18 protein-coding genes are annotated in these 19,426 nt (G+C 43.7%); 2 read left to right on the forward strand and 16 right to left on the reverse strand.

Annotated elements, in window-relative coordinates; translation table 11 throughout:
- Positions 1 to 53: 53 nt before the first annotated feature.
- From FQV26_RS14925 to FQV26_RS14940, 4 genes are all read right to left on the reverse strand, one after another.
- Positions 54 to 326 (reverse strand): DUF4212 domain-containing protein, encoded by a 273-nt coding sequence (locus tag FQV26_RS14925; RefSeq protein ID WP_146558336.1) that lies wholly within the window; start codon positions 324 to 326, stop codon positions 54 to 56.
- A gap of 45 nt (positions 327 to 371) precedes the next feature.
- A complete protein-coding gene (locus tag FQV26_RS14930; RefSeq protein ID WP_146558337.1) occupies positions 372 to 557 on the reverse strand; it encodes a hypothetical protein in 186 nt (61 codons plus the stop codon).
- Positions 558 to 845: 288 nt separating this feature from the next.
- A complete protein-coding gene (locus FQV26_RS14935; protein ID WP_146558338.1) occupies positions 846 to 1,838 on the reverse strand; it encodes a GNAT family N-acetyltransferase in 993 nt (330 codons plus the stop codon).
- 6 nt (positions 1,839 to 1,844) lie between these two features.
- Positions 1,845 to 2,507 carry a Dph6-related ATP pyrophosphatase gene (locus FQV26_RS14940; RefSeq protein WP_146558339.1) on the reverse strand — a complete coding sequence of 221 codons (663 nt, stop codon included), beginning with the start codon at positions 2,505 to 2,507 and terminating at the stop codon, positions 1,845 to 1,847.
- A 223-nt stretch (positions 2,508 to 2,730) separates the two neighbouring features.
- Between FQV26_RS14940 and aldA the strand changes: the two genes are divergently transcribed.
- Complete coding sequence (gene aldA / locus FQV26_RS14945; RefSeq protein WP_146558340.1) at positions 2,731 to 4,179, forward strand: aldehyde dehydrogenase; 1,449 nt, start codon at positions 2,731 to 2,733, stop codon at positions 4,177 to 4,179.
- Positions 4,180 to 4,652: 473 nt separating this feature from the next.
- Here aldA and fumC read toward each other — a convergent pair whose 3' ends face one another.
- From fumC to FQV26_RS14975, 6 genes are all read right to left on the reverse strand, one after another.
- On the reverse strand, positions 4,653 to 6,035 hold the full coding sequence (gene fumC / locus FQV26_RS14950; RefSeq protein ID WP_146558341.1) for a class II fumarate hydratase: 1,383 nt from the start codon (positions 6,033 to 6,035) through the stop codon (positions 4,653 to 4,655).
- Between the two features lie 82 nt (positions 6,036 to 6,117).
- Positions 6,118 to 7,617, reverse strand: coding sequence for a UDP-N-acetylmuramoyl-L-alanyl-D-glutamate--2,6-diaminopimelate ligase (locus FQV26_RS14955; RefSeq protein WP_146558342.1), 1,500 nt, complete (start codon positions 7,615 to 7,617; stop codon positions 6,118 to 6,120).
- A 211-nt stretch (positions 7,618 to 7,828) separates the two neighbouring features.
- A complete protein-coding gene (locus FQV26_RS14960) occupies positions 7,829 to 9,358 on the reverse strand; it encodes a flotillin lipid rafts scaffold protein FloT (RefSeq protein WP_146558343.1) in 1,530 nt (509 codons plus the stop codon).
- Position 9,359: 1 nt separating this feature from the next.
- Positions 9,360 to 9,917 (reverse strand): NfeD family membrane protein, encoded by a 558-nt coding sequence (locus tag FQV26_RS14965; protein ID WP_146558344.1) that lies wholly within the window; start codon positions 9,915 to 9,917, stop codon positions 9,360 to 9,362.
- A 108-nt stretch (positions 9,918 to 10,025) separates the two neighbouring features.
- Entirely contained in the window at positions 10,026 to 10,739 is a 714-nt protein-coding gene (locus FQV26_RS14970) for a hypothetical protein (protein ID WP_146558345.1), read from the reverse strand.
- 127 nt (positions 10,740 to 10,866) lie between these two features.
- A complete protein-coding gene (locus FQV26_RS14975; RefSeq protein WP_146558346.1) occupies positions 10,867 to 11,376 on the reverse strand; it encodes a P-loop NTPase family protein in 510 nt (169 codons plus the stop codon).
- Between the two features lie 236 nt (positions 11,377 to 11,612).
- Between FQV26_RS14975 and FQV26_RS14980 the strand changes: the two genes are divergently transcribed.
- Positions 11,613 to 11,813, forward strand: a complete 201-nt coding sequence (locus tag FQV26_RS14980) for a cold-shock protein (protein WP_006830093.1) — start codon at positions 11,613 to 11,615, stop codon at positions 11,811 to 11,813.
- A gap of 368 nt (positions 11,814 to 12,181) precedes the next feature.
- Here FQV26_RS14980 and FQV26_RS18860 read toward each other — a convergent pair whose 3' ends face one another.
- From FQV26_RS18860 to FQV26_RS15010, 6 genes are all read right to left on the reverse strand, one after another.
- Positions 12,182 to 13,831, reverse strand: coding sequence for a serine hydrolase (locus tag FQV26_RS18860; protein WP_186759989.1), 1,650 nt, complete (start codon positions 13,829 to 13,831; stop codon positions 12,182 to 12,184).
- A gap of 93 nt (positions 13,832 to 13,924) precedes the next feature.
- The gene (locus tag FQV26_RS14990; protein ID WP_146558347.1) at positions 13,925 to 14,383 is read right to left on the reverse strand and encodes a GNAT family N-acetyltransferase; all 459 of its coding nucleotides are present in this window, start codon (positions 14,381 to 14,383) and stop codon (positions 13,925 to 13,927) included.
- The gene (locus FQV26_RS14995) at positions 14,383 to 14,835 is read right to left on the reverse strand and encodes a hypothetical protein (RefSeq protein ID WP_146558348.1); all 453 of its coding nucleotides are present in this window, start codon (positions 14,833 to 14,835) and stop codon (positions 14,383 to 14,385) included. Before FQV26_RS14995 ends, FQV26_RS14990 begins: the two co-directional genes overlap by 1 nt.
- A gap of 276 nt (positions 14,836 to 15,111) precedes the next feature.
- Positions 15,112 to 17,730: an MMPL family transporter gene (locus FQV26_RS15000; protein ID WP_146558349.1), complete on the reverse strand. Its 2,619-nt coding sequence runs from the start codon at positions 17,728 to 17,730 to the stop codon at positions 15,112 to 15,114.
- A 3-nt stretch (positions 17,731 to 17,733) separates the two neighbouring features.
- Positions 17,734 to 18,177 carry a MarR family winged helix-turn-helix transcriptional regulator gene (locus FQV26_RS15005; protein WP_146558350.1) on the reverse strand — a complete coding sequence of 148 codons (444 nt, stop codon included), beginning with the start codon at positions 18,175 to 18,177 and terminating at the stop codon, positions 17,734 to 17,736.
- Positions 18,178 to 18,290: 113 nt separating this feature from the next.
- Complete coding sequence (locus FQV26_RS15010) at positions 18,291 to 19,373, reverse strand: AI-2E family transporter (protein ID WP_146558351.1); 1,083 nt, start codon at positions 19,371 to 19,373, stop codon at positions 18,291 to 18,293.
- Positions 19,374 to 19,426: the final 53 nt, after the last annotated feature.

The raw sequence follows: 19,426 nt of genomic DNA on the forward strand, positions 1-19,426 counted from the left end.
TAACCTCGTTGCTTTATCGCCTTCTTATTCTGAAGTACTTATGCAGTCGGCGATCATTTCTTCCTGTCCTGATCCAGGCCGAATTTCTTGTCGATGCGATCATTGACTATTGCATTGATGAATAATAAGAGGATGAAGATTAATACAGCGCCTTGTGCGCCCATGAAATAATGAAAAGGAAATCCGTTTACGCTGAAACCCGATAGCTCTTCTGCAAAAAAGACTACCCCGAATGACGCACTGAATCCAATAAGCAAATAGATGACTACGAGAGTTGTTCGAATACGGAAATAAGCATCTGCATCTTTCTTATCAATCTTTCTCAAGAATTTCACCCCATTCATTTAATGATGAGCCGGTTACTTTATCGATCATCCTTTCAAGTAAAAGATGAAACGGATTGTTTCCATGAAAGGCAGCGGAACCATGATGATTTTCACTAACATAAAAGCGAAAATCGAGCCAAAAGGCACTAAAAAGAAAAGCGGCTTTCGCTTTTTCAAACCTGCTACGACAGATAACACGGTAATTAAACCAAAAGCAAGTACCCAGATCATTTAAATCCCCCTTTAAAATATGAAAGCGCCGTCATTCCAAGGATGTATAGCTCTTCCAAAATTAACTTTTTAACGCCCCCTTACCAAAATTAGTATTTTTTAACACATTACATTATTTAATTATTCTAAACTTTCGAACTATTGTCAACAGTTTCTTTTAGGCATAAAGGATATTAAGAAATGAATAAAAAAAGAAAAGGACGCCCGTTCAAGCAGCGACTCACTTAAACAGACTCCCTTTCAATTTACTGTTGATCAAATAGATCAACAGAAACTTATATTTCCCTTTTACTCACCATGTGCCCAGGCAATTCGCGGGTCAATTTTTCTCGTCATCCTTACCATGACGGGCTGAAATCCCATTCGTGGCCAGAAATAAGAGGCTAGTTGGTTTGGAGTGTGCCAATCCGCAAAAATATAATCAAATCCTTGCTTTTTCATTTCACTAAAGCAATGATTTGCCAACGCACGCCCCACTCCTTTTCCACGAAGGTCGGGATTTGTGGAGGCTGCGGGCAGCTCTGCACAATTCTCAGGGATCACGAGGCTCATCCGATCTTCTTTACGGAAGTACACGTGAAATCCTGCTATCTGGTCTCCTTGTTCGGCCATCCATAAATAAGCATCCTGATCCTCAGTCAATGCCTCATAACTTTCCTGGACGTCTTCCATCGTTTCCCGTGTAATAGGCATCCAGGAAGGAGCCGCGGCTTGATGGATGCTGTTCCACATTGCCATTTTTTTCAACAGAGGCGCGTCTTCTCTGTCCCCTTTTCTAAACTCCAACTTTGGCAGGGCACCATTTTTCGGTTCAAAATCATCGAGAGACAGAATGCCATATTTCTGGTCGAAACCGAACGATTGATCCAGCCATTGATCAATAACCACTTCATTGCCAAGCGGCGCCATCAGCATGTGGTGAAAATAACCATGCTTGACCCATTCTGCTCCAGCATCTGCATACAACAGCCTTAATAGCCGAGGGTTTTCATGTTCGCTGATTGCAATGGACTCATAATCCATCCACACATAGCGTCCATGCTTCGCATCTTCCTTAAACTCATAAAGCAGGTAGCCAATAACATCAATGCCTCTCACGGCCACAATACCATTAATAAAAGGACGTTCCAATATTTTTCGCAAGACTTCTTCAGTATCATCAATTTCTTCAAATCTTTCAGGCAAAAAGTTGAAAATTTTCCGTTCACGTTCATGCCGCTTAGCAAGCAGCACCGACATCTGACGAATATGCTTTTCTTCCATTCCCATAATTTGAATCATCCAAGATCACTCCTCTGAATGAAGTTTCACTTTCAATATTCCATAGTCGCCAGCTCTCATTTTTTCACCAAACCGGACAGGAACCGGCTCTACAAAAATAGGGCCATCGACAATTATTGTATGGAATTCCCCTTCTTCTCCACAGGCATCCACGCCCGCAGCTTCGAGTTCATCGATTAATTCATTCGTAAACTCGCGTCCTAAAAAGCGCTCATCCAAGCGCTTTGTATCAACCACTGTGATAACAGCCCGGAAGCCCTCATTAATTAATTCCTTTAATAATTTTTTACGCGGTTCCTGCCACAGCGGATGGCTGACACCCATGTTCGCTTGTGCACTGACCTTTTGCACCCATTCCAAATGATCTTGCAAATCGATGTCACCATACACGCCCATGTCAATTCCCTGTGCCTTAAAGTTCTTCAACTGTTTGATAAATTCTTTTTCATACCCTGACCAACTTGCCTTTCCTATAACCAGTGGCAAGCCCATCCGCTCGGCCTGGGCTTCCATCACTTCAATTGGAAGACCGTGCGATCTTGATTTGGTGCCATCCTCTTCAAACATCGTGAATAACGCCAATGGCACATGCCCTTCTAGTACTGCGCGGTAATAAGCAAGCGCTGAATCTTTTCCGCCGCTCCATGACATAATAAATGAATTTTGCATAATACACCTCTTTTTTATAATTCCCTGTTGCTGTAGTTAGTTCGCCATAACAAGTTGAAAATCCTTTTGAGCAGAATAAATTTGGCGCCTCTACCTGTTGATTTCATACTTCAAACAACTAAGTGTTTTCCAAAATGTAACAGTTTTTCTTATATCGTACTCTTTTCAGTTTAACACGCTGAAGTACAGGGAAAACTTTATTAAATACAAAGGAGGCAGACAGATGCAACAGCACCAATTATACGTAAATGGCAAGTATACCGATTCCTCTGGAACAGAATGGATTGACATCATAAACCCCTCGACAGAAGAAGTGATTTCGCAAATTCCAAAAGGCACTAAAGAAGATGTCGACCGCGCCGTGGATGCTGCTTTTCAAGCACAAAAAGCCTGGGAACTTACACCGAACATTGAACGCGGCAAAATTGTCCGTAAACTTGGCGACAAAATCGCGGAAAAACGTGATACGTTTATAGATCTTCTCCAGGAAGAACAGGGAAAAAGCTATGAATTGGCAAGTGGTGAAGTCGATCTTGCCATTGATTATTTTCATTACATGTCTGAATGGGCACGGCGGATCGAAGGCGAGATTGTGCCGAGCGACCGGCCGAATGAAAATATCTTTATCTACAAAAAGCCGATTGGTGTCGTAGCCGGCATCGTACCCTGGAATTTCCCGGTTTTCATTCTTGCGAGAAAAGTAGCGACCGCCCTCGTCACTGGTTGTACGATTGTTTTAAAACCAAGTCAGCAAACACCCAACACTGCCATGGAATTCACGAAAATCATCGACGGCATGAAAGAAATTCCAGCAGGTGTCTACAATGTCGTAACAGGGACAGGATCCGAAATCGGCAATGCACTTGCATCCCATGAAAAAGTGCAGTTGGTTACCATGACGGGCAGTGTCCCGGCAGGCACAAAAGTTATGGAAGCTGCTGCGCAGAATATCACCAAGGTCAATTTGGAATTAGGCGGCAAGGCTCCGGCCATCGTTACTCAAAACGCAGACCTCGACTTGGCAGCTGAAGCGATCGCCACTTCCCGATTAGCAAATAACGGGCAGGCTTGCACAAACGCTGAACGAGTATATGTCCACGACAGCGTAGCGGAAGAATTCACGAAAAAACTCACCGCTGTTTTTGAATCAAAAACATTGGGAGATCCACGTCAGGACAAAGAAGCAGACATGGGGCCGCTTGTCAGCCAGGACCGTCTTGATACGGTGCATGAAATGGTTACACAAGCCGTGTCAGAAGGCGCAACTGTTGCAACCGGCGGTGAACGAGACAACAGCCGTTCCGGCTTTTTCTACAAACCTACGCTGCTGACAAATGTAAATCACCAATCCGCCATTATCCGGGATGAAATTTTCGGTCCTGTATTGCCGGTAACGACTTACAGTACGTTGCAGGAAGCCATCGAAAAGGCCAATGACACAGAATACGGCCTGTCATCTGCCGTCTATACAAACGATTTGAATGAAGCCATGCAGGTCGTCAACGAAATGAAATTCGGCGAAACTTACGTGAATCGCGAAAACTTTGAAGCGATTCAAGGCTATCACGCCGGAATGCGCAAGTCAGGACTTGGCGGAGCGGATGGCAAACACGGAATGGAAGATTTCCTGGTCACGCAAGTTGTCTATATGCAGTATAAAAACGGTAAATAAACGAAAGCAAAAACACTCGCTCATGAAAACGAGCGAGTGTTTTTGCAGTGACTTAGTTTGTTGAAGCACACCAATAGAAAAGCGGCTGAGAGTTCTCAGCCGCTTGATCTTGTAGACAAAAGAATATACATCTCACTAAACGAATGAAACTTTATTTCATCTTACTTCCACCGGATCCTGCGCTCCAGGCGGACGCGTTCCGCGGGCTCGCACCGAACTAACTCGGACTGGCGCCCGAGTGGATTTCGGCGCTTCGCTATCCCGCAGGAAGCGAGTCGGGCTGTGCCTGACTCGTTTGCGACGAAGCAGCGCAGCGATGCAGGAGCATGTGTTTTTCCAGTGACGAGGAGGCTGAAGCTGAGCCCACGGAATGCGAAGTGGCCAGCCCGGTTGGCTTATACATCCTATTCATTTTAATTTGACTTTGTCTATAGTCTGAAGCGGCTGAGAGTTCTCAGCCGCTTTTGCCTTTTTTATTTTCCGACCATATTTTCCGGTTTAACCCATTCGTCAAACTGATCAGCAGTCAGATGTCCGCTGTTTACAGCAGATTCTTTCAAAGTTGTACCGTCTTTATGCGCTTGCTTGGCAATTGCCGCCGCTTTTTCGTATCCGATATGCGGATTTAATGCTGTAACAAGCATCAAGGAGTTGCTGACATGATTTTGAATAACGTCCAGATTGGCTTCGATGCCTACTGCACAATGATCATTAAAACTGATTAAGCTGTCTGTCAAAAGACGGACAGATTGCAGGAAGTTGTATGCGATCACTGGCTTGAATACATTCAGTTCAAAGTTCCCCTGGCTTGCCGAGAAGCCGATTGTTGCGTCATTGCCCATAACTTGAGCCGCCACCATCGTCAATGCTTCGCTTTGCGTCGGGTTTACTTTTCCTGGCATAATCGAGCTTCCCGGTTCGTTTGCAGGAATTGTAATTTCACCGATTCCGCTTCGAGGACCGCTTGCCAACCAGCGTACATCATTGGCAATCTTCATTGCATCTGCTGCAAGTGCTTTGATGGCACCGTGTGTATAAACCATTTCGTCGTGGCTCGTCAATGCATGGAATTTGTTTTCAGCAGAAGTGAAAGAAGTTCCTACTGCTTCACTGATGAATTCAGCAACAGAAGGTCCGAATGTCGGATCGGCATTGATGCCTGTTCCTACTGCAGTACCTCCGATTGCCAATTCACGCATATGTTCAACGCTTTCGCGAATCATGCGCTCGCTTTTTTCAAGCATATGCTTCCAGCCGCTGATTTCCTGGCCAAGTGTCAAGGGTGTTGCATCCTGCAGATGTGTGCGCCCAATTTTGATGACATCGTCGAATTGCTGCGCTTTTTCATCCAAAGTTGCCTTCAGCTTTTGAACAGCAGGCACCAGGTTTTCAGTCACTGCCAAAACTCCCGCTACGTGCATCGCTGTGGGATATGTATCATTGGAGCTTTGAGACATATTCACATCGTCGTTCGGATGAAGTTTTTCATCGGAATTTTGTTCCGCCAATAGTTCATTGCCGCGGCGCGCCAGAACTTCGTTCATGTTCATATTGGATTGTGTACCGCTCCCAGTCTGCCAAACAACTAACGGGAAATGATCATTCCATTTTCCTTCAATCACTTCATTCGCTGCAAGTTCAACAGCTTTCATTTTTGCTTCAGACAATTTCCCCAGTTTATGGTTTGCTTTAGCTGTCGCTTTTTTCAGTTGGGCAAAGGCCATGACAACTTCATGCGGCATACGTTCTGTACCGATTTCAAAGTTCTGTACGCTGCGCTGAGTTTGAGCGCCCCACATTTTATCCGCTTCAACTTGAATTTCACCGATGGTATCTTTTTCTGTCCGATACTGCATTCCATTCACTCCAATTCTGCTGTTTATGTATACTTCTTTTCTATTATAACCATATTTGGCCGCAAAAGAGCGACCTTTGCAGTTAAAAATCGCCAGCTTTGCTGCTGAAAAACTCTTCTATTATCGCTTCGTCAGAATGCGGAACATACTCCCCTTTGACAATTTGCGCACCGTTTATTGATCCGCTGGAAAGCAGTATCAAATCATCTGGACCACTTTCCTGCAAGGCTGCCAGAACTGCTTCACGTCTTGAAGGAGCTGTTACTACCTGTTGCTTGTAAGGTACTGTAAAACCTTTCAATACCGCATCAATTACAGTGCCTGGTTCGTTGTCTCCCGGATGATCAACAGTGACCACAAGGACGTCGGCTTTCCCTTCAGCTGCTCTGGCCATTTTGGGCATTTTCGAGAAATCCCTTATTCCAATGCCTGCGATGAGCGCAATCAAACGCTTGTGTGATAGTTTTTTCACCTCGTGCAAGACGGCTGACAAAGCCACCGGTGTGTGGGCATAGTCTAGAATGACTTTTCGGTTTTCCGGACCGTGGATTACCTGGAAACGCCCTTCAACCTGAGACATTTTCGGCAGGACGGCCAAAATAGCTTCAAGCTCAATACCCGACAAAAGAGCCGCACCAATCGCCGCTGTCAAATTGGCCGCATTGTATTCGCCGTAAAGCGGCACATGAACTGGCCAACGTTTTTCTTGGTAGCATAAATCAAACTTCAGTCCGGTATCGGAAGATTCGCATGCTGTCCAAATCAAATCAGCTCCAGAATTCAGTTGGCTGCTATATGTCAAATGAGGATAGCTGATGACTTCCAGAATTTCTTCAGCCATTCCTTCATCATCAATATTGACTACAGTCGCTTTGGCCTGTTTGAACAATAATAATTTGGATTGAAGATAGTGTTCAAATGTCTTATGGTATTCCAGGTGTTCTTCTGAAATGTTGGTGTGGATAGCCACATCAAAGCAAATGCCTTCGACTCGTTTTTGATCTAGGGCAATAGAAGAAACTTCCATAGACACTGCACGATCACCTTCTGTTACAAACTTTTCAAAAATCTTATGGATGTCAGACGAAATTGGAGTCGTAGGTGTGCTCTTGTAGAAGGGAATCTTGCCATTTGCTCCCAAAATTCCTGTAGTCCCAATAAATCCGCAGGAAACACCGAGGAGATTGAACAAATTATAGACATATGTAGCTGTCGTTGTTTTTCCATTAGTTCCAGTGACGCCCACTTTGATTAACTTTTTCTGTGGTGAGCGGTAAAAGAAATCGGACATATAGGCGAGAGCCGCTCGGACATTTACCACTAAAGCGAATGAAAGAGTCGGATGCTGTGCTGCATATTCAGTCATTATAGTTTCGTTAGAACCGACAATTGTTGTTGCTCCATTGGCAATAGCTTCACTGATATACAGATGTCCATCAGTATTATCACCCGGCACACAAAAGAACGCACACCCTTTGACTGCCCGCGTTGAATTATACTCGATTGAACTGACTTCTGATTTTTCAGGTCCAAATTGCTTGATGACGGGGAAAGAAGGAATGCTGGTAAGTAGTATCTCCATTAAAAGGCTCCTTAGGGGAAAAAAATATGTCAAATACCTATAGTTTCACAGGAACATGTATCATTATTCTATCATTTCCGCCTAACTGAGCAAACAATTTTAGTCGAATTAAGTCGAATTTTTCTGAAATGACGTTTTTTTCTGTACTTTTACAATACACAAAGAACCCCTTGCTCAAACATATTAGTGAGCAAGGGGAGGCATTAGCTAGTTAAATTTTAATTTTTTCGATCGTTTGGTCTTTTTCAGCCAGTTCATAACGCAATTGTTCAATAGTTTGTGCATACTCCGATTTCCCTGTCAGGTTTTCCAGCATTTCTCGAACATCAATTCCTGAGGATTCTTTCAGTGTCTCCTGTAAAGTCGACATCAGATTGGTGGCGTATGAAGTGACTTTATTCGCCCCTCCACCTTCACCACTGCCTGTATCCACTACCGTAATCTTGTCGATATTGGCAAGCGGACTGGCAATTTCTCTTGCATATTCCGGCAGCATCTTGACAATCATGTCGAGTGTTGCTGCTTGTCCATACATTTCAAACGCCTCAGCAATCTTTCGTTTTGCTTCTGCCTCTGCTAAACCACGCAAACGAATGATATCTGCTTCTGATTCCCCTTGAGCACGTTGGGAGTCAGCACGCGCCTGACCGTCCAGCCGGATTTTCTCTGCATCGGCCTTCGCCATCGCTTCAACCCGGTACTTTTGTGCATCGGCATCGGCCAACTGTTTGGATTTTTCCGCTTCTGCTGCCTGTTCAACCGAATAGCGGTCCGCATCTGCTTTTTTCTTCACTTCAGAATCATATTGGCGTTCACGGCGCTGAATTTCTTTTTCTTCCAGTTCGATTTGTTTCTGGCGCTCAATAATCTGAATTTGCATTTCCTGCTCGACGACTTCCTGCTTGGCCTTTGCAGTTTCAAGCTCATAAGCCTGATCAGCACGAGCCTTCGCAACATCCTGCTCGCGGCGGTACTCAGCCACCTTCAGCAAATTCTCTTTCTCTGCTTCAGCAATTTCTGTCGCACGTTCAATTTCAGCTCTCTGCGCATCTTTGCCTGCTTCTGCGCGCTTAATGCGCGTCTGCATTTCAGATTCTGCAGTGGATATATCAGCATCACGTTTCACTTGGGCGATTCTTGCTTTACCTAATGAATCCAAATAGCCGTTTTTGTCACGGACATCCTTGATCGTGAACGATACGATGATCAATCCCATCTTCGCCAAATCATGCGAAGCGACACGCTGTACTTCCTGCGAGAACTTATCGCGATTCTTGTAGATTTCTTCTACTGTCATAGAACCCAAGATGGACCGAAGATGGCCTTCCAGTACTTCTTTGGCTTCGTTTTCCCGGTCTTCTTTTGACTTTCCTAAAAATTGCTCAGCAGCGGTGGCAATCTCCGATATGGATCCCCCAATTTTTATAATGGCAGTCCCGTCGGCCATCACTGGCACACCCTGCTCAGTATAGACTTCCGGTGTCGTCACTTCCAGCTTGCTCGACAATAAACTCAGTGGAGCAGCCTGCTGGAACACAGGAAGCAAGAAAGTACCTCCACCGCGTATGATTTTAATGCGGTTTCCAGAATCATCCGTGTGGACATTCTTTGAACCTAAATAACTCCCTGTAACAATCAACGCTTCATCCGGTCCAACCGTTTTGTATTTGGTAATGTAAACTCCGACAATCGCCAATAAAATAAATGCGACAACTCCTAGTGCAATCCAGCCCATCTCCATTTTAAATCCCCCTTGTCAATTTCATTTCTTTTTTAAAATCTAACGGTTCGTAGGCCTGCACATATAAAGTGCTGTCATTCACTTCGATGATCAATACTTTCTGGTCTTGACCGATGGCTTCATTGTCATAGCCGGTTGCACGCTTTGAAATCACTCCCGCGTAGGTTTCCAGGACCACTTCTCCGTATCCGTCGACAGGAATTGGAATGATGACATTCGCTACTTGTCCAGGGAGCGAATCTTCCGAATAGGCAATGGATGATTCAGCAGAAGACAATGGCAACAAAATAAAGAAGTAAAGCAATAAATCCAGTACAGCTGCGAGTGCTGCTGCAATCATCAAAACGGACCATTCATTGAACTGTGTAGCCGTTTCCAATAAAAAACCGATTGCGGCGCCAAATGTAATAAACGCTAACACCACAGTCGGATTGAACATTGGCAGAGCTTCTCCGAAATCAGCAATATCTCCAAAGAAAACATACAATACAGTCAGCGCCCCTGCTGCAAGCAAAACATACATATAAATTTGCTCCATCGGCAAGCCAAAAATCAGCATTCCAAAACCTCCCATTCCAGTAAGTCTATTTCCATCTTACTAATTAATACGAATTACAAGGACAAAAGTTTCAGAATTCTTGGAAATCCATAATAAAAACCCGTTCTTTTACAGAACGGGTTTGGCAAATTGCAGTTCGTGGAAACCATGTACCAATTGAAAACCAATTCCCACGTATCCTTCATTAAGCAATTGCTGCTGTTTTTCTAAATCATCTAATTTTACCGTCGTATGGTCAACATACTGAACAGCCGTATTTTCTAGATCTTTTACCAGAATATAGCGTTCTAATCCGACGTATTTTTCCTTCAAGGCAGCAATGTGCATTTGTTGGGTAAATTTGTCTTTTAGGCTTGGAATATTCATAGGCGCGACAGTACAGCAAACGTAGCGAAATTCCTCTTCTAGATTTGGCAATTCTTTCATAATGACTTCAGCTAATTTTTGTTGCAGGCGATTCCCGCGATATTCTGGAAGAACCACTGAAATTTCCTGGTAAATCACTTTTTGCAGTTCTTCCGGCGGAAGTCCAATATCCCAACCTAAATGCTCTTCATCGATTTCGGGAATCAGCAAGGCCCTAAACCCAATCAATTCATCTTCAACAAAGGCACCTACCAGCAACCCCCGCTCGTTCAAGATAAACAAAAATTCTTCGGTGGTCAAAGCTTGAAGTGCAGCTTTTTCAGGAAGCGATTCAATTACTCTTGCTTGAACCTGTTCTATTATGGGCAGATCTTCCAAATACAGCCGCTTCATAGAAAAAGGAAGTTTTTTGTGAAGCACTTGGTTGGTTATTGTGCCTTCATGCAGCAACTTCATCAGCAATTCTCCTCCGTATAGTTATGTAGCTTTAGAATACCACTTCCACCTTTGAACGTCTGCAAGTTTTTTCAATTACCTCATTAATTAATTTTTTTAACAAACGAGTATTTGATCTACTTGGAATCTATTTTAAAAATTCATCAATTTCTTTTTGACTGCGCAAGAAAATAACTTTGTTTCGCGGACTTTCTTCTATAAACTGCGCCATTCGTTTTCTCATCTTAGATTTTCTAGCACGATACGTAGAAATAATGAACTTCAAAAAGCCTTTATCCAACTTTTCCGGACAACCGCTCGCCATATCTGGACGTGTTTTTCCTTGATTGATGATCCTGCGCTTGAAGACACGATACAGGCAGATGTATAGCGGGAGTTCCAGGTAAATGAGAGTATCTGCCTTCTGCCTGCGCGTTTCATAGGTGCTGGTATAGTTCCCTTCGATGATCCAACAGTCCTCTTGAACCAATAACTGCTGTTTCGCTCTAAATTCTTTTTCACTGCTTTCTACCCAGCCAGGTTTCCAAAAATAAGTATCCAGATGATGGACAGGGATAGCTAATTTTTCTGACAACTTTCTTGAAAAGCTTGATTTGCCAACGCCTGCTGATACTCCAAGCACCATAATTTTCTTCATGACCTTTCCTCCTCCGCTGTTATTTCTTTCAGTTTTTATATTATAAGCCAACTTAGATTTAGACTGTAGCAAAAGAATATTTAATAATCACTTGCAATATATGTAACCCCATGTTATTCTAAGGAAGAATTATTTTTGTTCGGATGACTTTTTACAAAGTGTCAGATGTCCATCTGCAAGATTTGAGCAAGGATAGTAATACAATGTATGCTTACGCATACGAGGAGGAAACACACATGGAACAAGGTAAAGTAAAATGGTTTAACTCAGAAAAAGGATTTGGCTTCATCGAACGCGAAGGCGGCGACGATGTATTCGTACATTTCTCTGCAATCCAAAGCGAAGGCTTCAAATCTTTAGACGAAGGTCAAGAAGTAACGTTTGATATCGAGCAAGGCCAACGCGGTCTTCAAGCTACTAACGTTCAAAAAGCTTAATCTAAAGCCAACTTATCAATGAGCTCTTCTTCGGAAGAGCTCATTTTTTTGTGTGCACATATAGAGCCGCAGCCCGGAAAGTTTCCGAGCTGCGGTTTTCTTATGGTTTTGCTGATCGTGCATAAGCGTGGCTGAACGCGCGTAACATCAATCCAGACAGGTGCAAGAGCGTATTCCTTCTCCCAAGCAACCGCCTACACTAGTTTTTCTCCATTAAAAAAGACGATAGTTGCCTCAAACAGCAACTACCATCTTTTACTTTTCTTTAATTCAACCAAAAATACAGCTGGAAGACTGCAAAGATCAGCACACACACCGCAAGCGTGCCGAAAACGATAGCTAATGCCAATTTCTTTCCGGTCATACTTTCACTCCTTTTGAATTTTCAATTCTTCAATGAACTTGAAGATATCGTAAGCTCCTGCCCCTTTATTCGACTGGACTGTCAGAACGCTGCCGTCAGCCGGGTAAAATGCAGAATGAAAACTTACTCCAGGATCATAGCCCATAACTTGGTACTTTAAAACACCGTCATCTTCATTTTGAATCCATACGCCGTAGCCATAATCGCCATCTTCTCCAGATGCACGAGTCTGCAGCATCGTGTTCGCCATTTCTTCAGTCAATAAGGTGCCATCCATCAAACGGTTCCAGAAATTCGCCATATCACTCGCTGTGACGTATGCGCCTCCGTCAGCACCCCCGCGGATTGGAATAGCGTACTGATTTGTACGCCATACGCCATCTTCTTCAATATAGCCAAAAGCGGTTTGGCCAGGCAAACGATCCAATCGGAAGTAACCTGAATTGTACATTTTGGCAGGAGCGAAAATCCGTTCCTCCACTACATCAGCAAACTCTTTTCCAGTCACTTGTTCAACAATCAATCCGATTGCGATAAATCCTGCATTATTGTAATGAAATCTTTCACCCGGTTCAAACATCATTGGCTGGTCTTTGAACAAAGGAACAAAATCCGAAGCAGTTTGCATCATGTACATCGGCTGCTGTTTCCATAAGTCTTCGAAATCTTTCATGACCTGTTCATCAAAATAATCTGGTATGCCAGACGTATGCGTCAATAGCTGGTCAATGGTCACCTCAAAGTGAGAAAAAGTATTCGGAAGCAGATCCGATAGCTTATCGCTGAAACTTAACTTCCCTTCCTCCACCAATTGGCAAACAGCCACAGCTGTGAACAGTTTACTGCCTGAAGCAATACCGAATCGCGTATCAATCGCATTTGGCCGTTCATCGGCGCGATTGGCAAACCCCCTCGCAGCTGTCCAGGCTTTCTCTTGCTGCAGATAAGCCACTCCGGAAAAATCGATTTCGTCCATTTTATCCATTATGGGATTAGCTGGTTCTACCTGTTGAAATCGTCCTTCTTCCGTAATATTAATTTGGCGGCCGTCGTTCAATTCAATAGATAGCGGCTGGGTCTCGCTTTTTTGCTTGGAAAAATACCATGTGCGCTTTGGAGGCACTAAAATAATGTAAGCATGCCCACTCCCAAGAAAATTCAATGATTTCGGATCGACGCCTTTATTGCCGCGGACCGGGATATCCATCTCTTCAATCAACTCACCGACTTCTTCGACATACGGTGTGGTAATACTCACTTCGCTGATATTAAGCAAAGAATCAATAGTAAAATTACCCATACGGTCGACGCTGCGACGCGCGATAAATTCGATGACATTGCCTGCTGGATCCTGAAAATAAAACGCATCCGCATCAAAATTGGGATAAAACACTTCATCCATACCTTCTTGGCGGTTCAACGTCACCCGTTCACTCGCCCACCATTTGGCAAGAGTGAACTGATTGCCCGGAATGTTAAACGCATAATGATAGGCTGCCGGTTTTTCCGATTCACGAAATACCAATTGAGAGTCTCCAATCGCCAATGTAAAGCTGATTTCATCTTCTTCAACAATCCGGAATCCTAATTGATATTCGTAAAATCCTTTCATGTCTTCCAGCTGATTTGTGTATAAGGTCACCTTTTTAAACATGTCCTCACTCCTTGCCTTAAGCATACCGAAAAACCAAAGTTTTTACCTCTTTAAAGAAAAAAAAAGAGCACAAGGCTCTTTTTCTCTATTGCATTAAAACCCTTCAGTATACCGAAGCTTGATCATGTCGCGGCATTCGATGCCATTCTCCATAATCGGCTCCGGATAGTTTCGTCTGAAAAAATCGGGATCAATGGCATGCATGCGAAATCCGCATTTCTGATATAACGCCAACTGATCCAAGCTTGAATTGCCCGTGCCAATTTCAACAATCTCGAACTTCCGGCGAGCCGCTTCACTTAAGGCATGCTGCAGAAGTTGCCGGCCATAACCCAGCCCCCGGAAATTTTCGGCAACTGCTACATTTTTGATTTCCACGATCTCGGGCGATAAAGCACATAGGACATATACACCTACTATCGCACCTCCCTGCTCACCGATCATGCACCAGCCGGATTTACAATAGGCGCGGACCAGGCTTTCAGAAGGATCTGCCTCGAGCAATAAATCCATTGGCAAGGGTTCATGAGCCTGCAATGGACGAATATCCATTATTTTGGTTCTTTAAATCCTTGATCAATCAAATAATTTTCAGCATCATCAAAAGTCCCGAAGCTTTCTTCCAGGTTTTTCCCCGTATAAATGTTCCAGAAAGGCTCTTCGTAGACCAAGTCCAGCTTCACGTTATCTCGATTAACCCACGTCTTGTCATATGGCGGTTCCGGTTCCAGAGACAAATAATCCAGCGAATCAGCAAGTACGCTGCGCAATTCCTTTTCGGAAAAATCACGGATGTTGACGAAGCCTTTTTTATCCGCTTCATATTGCGGCAAGTTTCCTACATAGACAAAGCCGTTGCCTGTCGGATGCAAATGATAGACGACAATTTTTTTGTCGTACAGACTCTCTTCATAATGAAAATTCACACGTTTCATCGATACGTCTTTTCTTGTTAATTCCGGAAAAGATTCAATGATTTCCAGCTTTTGCTCAAATGTTAACAATCTCATTACCTCATTTCATAGTTTCATTTATTCCATCAAAAATCTTAGTAAGATCCAAGACATAGACCTGCTGGTTGCATAAAAAGCCCGCAGAAATATATGGTTACACCCATTTCGCATTTTCAATTACCATTTAGTATAACACGCCGGAGACATTCCCACATCCATAGAAAAAAGCTGCGCGAACGCAGCTTTTTCCATATAAATTGAATTGAACCATTCAGTTGTTGGCGTTCTGTAAAAAACTAGATTTTCGTCTTTTTATGTTTTATAACATCACTTTTTCTTATCGAACGGCCACCAAACGCCCCGGTCAAAGGATACCGAAATTGCTGGTATCAGGAGCGGCAAAACAATCAGTCCATACAGCAGCAATCCGGTAATGACGATCGTCGCAATCTGCACGAGGCTCAACACACCAGAAGGCATCATTGCACCGAATGTACCTGCTAAGATAATCGCTGCCGTAATGATGACTGTTCCCATTTTCGCCATTGATGTCCGCATTGCATCGCGAACGGTGATGCCGTTGAATGACTCTTCTCGGAACCGGTCAAGCAGGAAGATTGAATAGTCGACTCCCAGCGCCACCAGCATGACAAATCCGAAGAATGGCACTGCCCAGCTGATGCCATCGTAGCCAAGGCCATTTACAAAAATCAATTCCGCTATGGAAATTGATGTATAGTAGGTCAGTAAAAGTGAGCCAATCATGTACAGCGGCATAATCAGCGAACGGAATAACAGTGCCAGGACAATGAACAAGCTGATCAGCATGATGGCCACTGTATTCGTAAAGTCATTGGAAGATACTTCTTTCAAATCACTGTTGATACTCGAAATTCCACTGAACGCCACTTCCGCTTCCTCAAGCGGCGTTCCTGTTACAGTACGTTCAACCGTCTCTTTAATTTCAGCAGTAATGTCGATGGCTTCAGGAGAGTATGGATCTTCTGACAACACCACTTCCATCATCATTCCCGTGCCATCAGCAAAGGAGTAACGATCCAAGACCTGTCTAAACTCTTCACTTTCCAGTGTTCCTTCCGGAATGAATAAGCCTGTGTCACGTACAGCTTCGCTATCGCTCATTTCCTGCATCATATCCACTGCTTCAGTCAATCCGGTTTGAATTTCAGCAAGGCCGTCGTTCGAAGCACCGAGACCCTCTGCCAATTGTGTCAACCCAGCACTCAGTTCAGCTGTTTGGCCAGCTGCTCCAGCCAAGCCCTGCTGAATCTCTGCCAAACCGCCACTGATTTGCGTCAAAGCCCCTACAGTTTGAGGAATATTGCCTGTTTGCTGCAAGCCTTGTGAGACCTGCCCTAATTGTTGATTGATTTGCCCAAGTCCTTCAGCTGCTTCACTCAGCCCTTCAGCATTGCCTGTTTGTTCGCTGATGGCAGTCAAGTTGGTTTGAACTTCCGTAAGACCCGCCTGCACTTCACCAAGCCCGTCACGCGCCTCGCCGAGTCCATCAGCCATTAGACCAAGCTGTTCATCCACATATAGTTCATCAATTACATCGCCTGTCGGACGCGTAATTGATCGGACCGTTTCAACTCCGTTGATTTTTTCGATCTCTGCACTTAATGATTCAAAATAAGGGACAGTTGATCGGTCTGTTAGCGATTCGTCTGACTTAACAATCACTTGAACAGGCAGCGAATCGCCTTTTCCAAAGCCCTCTTCAATTGCTCGTAAGCCTTTCACCGACTCATATTCTGAACCGATTTCATCCACCGTGTTAAAAGACAGTGAGTTATTATACGTAAACAATAACGGTACTGTAATGACAGCCACCACCAGCATCGACAGCAATGGACGATTGATCGACAGCTTACTCATGGTGAGCCATAATTTGCTATCACTGTGAGAAGCTGATTTTTTTGTCGGCCAGAATAACTTTTCCTTCAATAAGGACATGAAGAAAGGCACAATGGTGTAGAGCACGAGCAGGAGAACAAATATCCCGACAGCTACAGCTACTGCCGATTTAAAAATCGGAAATTCAGCAAAACCAATAGCGAAGAATCCGATAAATACAGCAAGACCGCTGATGAGCAAAGTTCTTCCTGCCGTTTTATAGGTATTGACGATCGATTGTTCCACGCCATGTCCAGCCGACAATTCTTCTTTGTAACGGCTCAACAGCAAAATGCAATAATCCGTTCCAATCCCAAACAGAATTGCCACCAAGAATATCTGTGTATAGTTGGAAACCGGGAATCCGAACCAGTCGATGAAAAACGCAACAATCGATTGACTCAATAAATAAGAGATTCCGACTGCAACCAAAGGAATAAACGGTGTCACAATCGAGCGGAAAACCGCCAGCAATAAACCAAAAATCAAGATCACTGTAATGATTTCTGTTCGCTTTAAGCCTTCCTGCGCACTGATGTTCACATCATTGTTGATGATGGCTTCCCCAGTCACATAGGCAGTCAGATCCGCCCGGATAATAGTTTCTCTAATAGTGTCCGCAACAGCATTCACTTCTTCGTCGGTGCCATCAACTGTGACTGGCATCAGTACCGTTTTACGGTCTTCTGCAATCAGTTGATTTTCTAATTCTTCACTTTCAACAGGATTTAAGACACTTGTCACCGGGTCCCCCAGTGCTTCAATATCCGCCACCATTTGTTCGAGCGTTTCACGCGTCGCGTCTGTCATTTCATTTTCCAATGGGATGACAAGAGAGATGGTCTGTTCTGCAGCATCCGCCTCTGTCAGAATGCTTGAAGCGAGTTGCGAAGATGCTTCATCAGATAACTGAAAAGATCCAGCCTGTTCTGCCTGTTCCGTTAAATTGGGCGCTAGTAAGAATAAGGCCACTGTCAAAACAATCAAGCCGATGGCAATCGGCCATTTAAACTTTAATACGCTGTGCATGTATTACACTCCATCCATTTTTAAGATCGTTTTCAGCTTCCGGAAAATCGTAAGAAATTGGTCTATCTCTTCATCCGCGATATTTTCGGCCATCAATTTTTCAATATACTCCGTCAAAACTTTGTCCAGTTCCAGAATAATTGCCTGCCCTTTATCCGTAAGCTCTAGCAACTTTTCACGCCGGTCTGTTGTCTGGACAACCCGAACCACTTCTTTTTGCAGCAACTTTTTTATGCGGCTGGAAATCGCACTTTTATTAACTGCCTGCAGCACGGCTAACCTTGCTGATGTAATTTGTTTTTCCTTACCGATCAGCTTAAGCATTTGAATCTGCTCAGGTGAATACTCGTTCCACAAAGGATGATCAACCGATTTGATAACCCGTTCTGTTCCGTATATCATTACTTCCTCAAAAAGATCCACCGCTTCTTTTATTCGTGCATCCAAGATAGTTCACCCCCTAAACCAATAATATTAGTTTAGGGGGTGAACTATCTAGCGTCAAGCAATATCCATATATTGTCGCAAAAAAACCTGTGAACAAAAGTTCACAGGTTAGGTTATTCGATGTCGCGCGTGGCAGTATCACGGATCTCTGCGCGTCGTGCATACACATTCTTCGCAATGGTCTTGATTACTGCATATACGGGAATGGCTAAAATAATTCCCCATAGACCAGCGATATTTCCCGCCGCCAAAATCAGGGTAATGACAGTCAGCGGGTGAACATCAAGCGATTTGCCCATGACGTTCGGGGTGATGAAGTTACTTTCGATTTGCTGTGCAATAAGCATAATGATGGCTACATATACCGCCATAATTGGATCCTGCACAAGCGCGATGATGATTGCTGGAATGACCGCAATATATGGCCCTAAAAACGGAATGACGTTCGTAGCCATACCAATCAATGCCAACAGCAAAGCATATTCTAAACCGATAATGAGATACCCGATCAGAAGCATTATCCCAACAAGGAAACTGACAAACAATTGTCCTTGAATATAAGCCTGGAGGGTTTCATCAATGTCGTGCAATGTTTTGCGGATCCATCTTTTTCGCTCTCCGGAAAAGAAACCGGAAATAAACGGAACAAATTTCTTATGGTCAACCAATAGGTAAACCAGGAAAAACGGCACCAAAACCAATGTAATCACACCGGAAATAAAACTGGTGATAAAGGATAAAACCCATCCGCCGATATCGCCAAGCCGTTCACCAATTTGCCCGGACATGTCATTCAACTGTTCTTCAATCGAAGCAGGAAGCCGGTCACGTTGGTCGAATATGTATTGGCTATACTCTTCCACACTTTCAATTATTTCAGGTGCGTTATCTACCAAAGCATTTATTTGATCTGTAACAATCGGCCCGATCATGACATAAAACAAATAGAACACCAAGATGATTGAAAACAGAACTGTTAGAACAGCAGCCCATTTCGGAAATTTTTTCTTCATTAAAAAATTCAGGATCGGTCTTGTGAGATAGAACAAAACGCCTCCCAACAACAATGGAACAAAAATTGTTCCAGCAATAATGAATAGAGGGTCGAAAATTCCTTGTACTTCGATAAATAAACGAATGATGACTAAAGTCAGGATAATTCCTACCCCTACTTGAAACCAAAGCTTGTTCGTCAAGCATGTCACTCCCTTTCTTTTCAATAGTATACCCAGTTTACCATGAAAATATG

The organism is Planococcus sp. CPCC 101016, from assembly GCF_007859295.1.
GTDB lineage: Bacteria > Bacillota > Bacilli > Bacillales_A > Planococcaceae > Planococcus.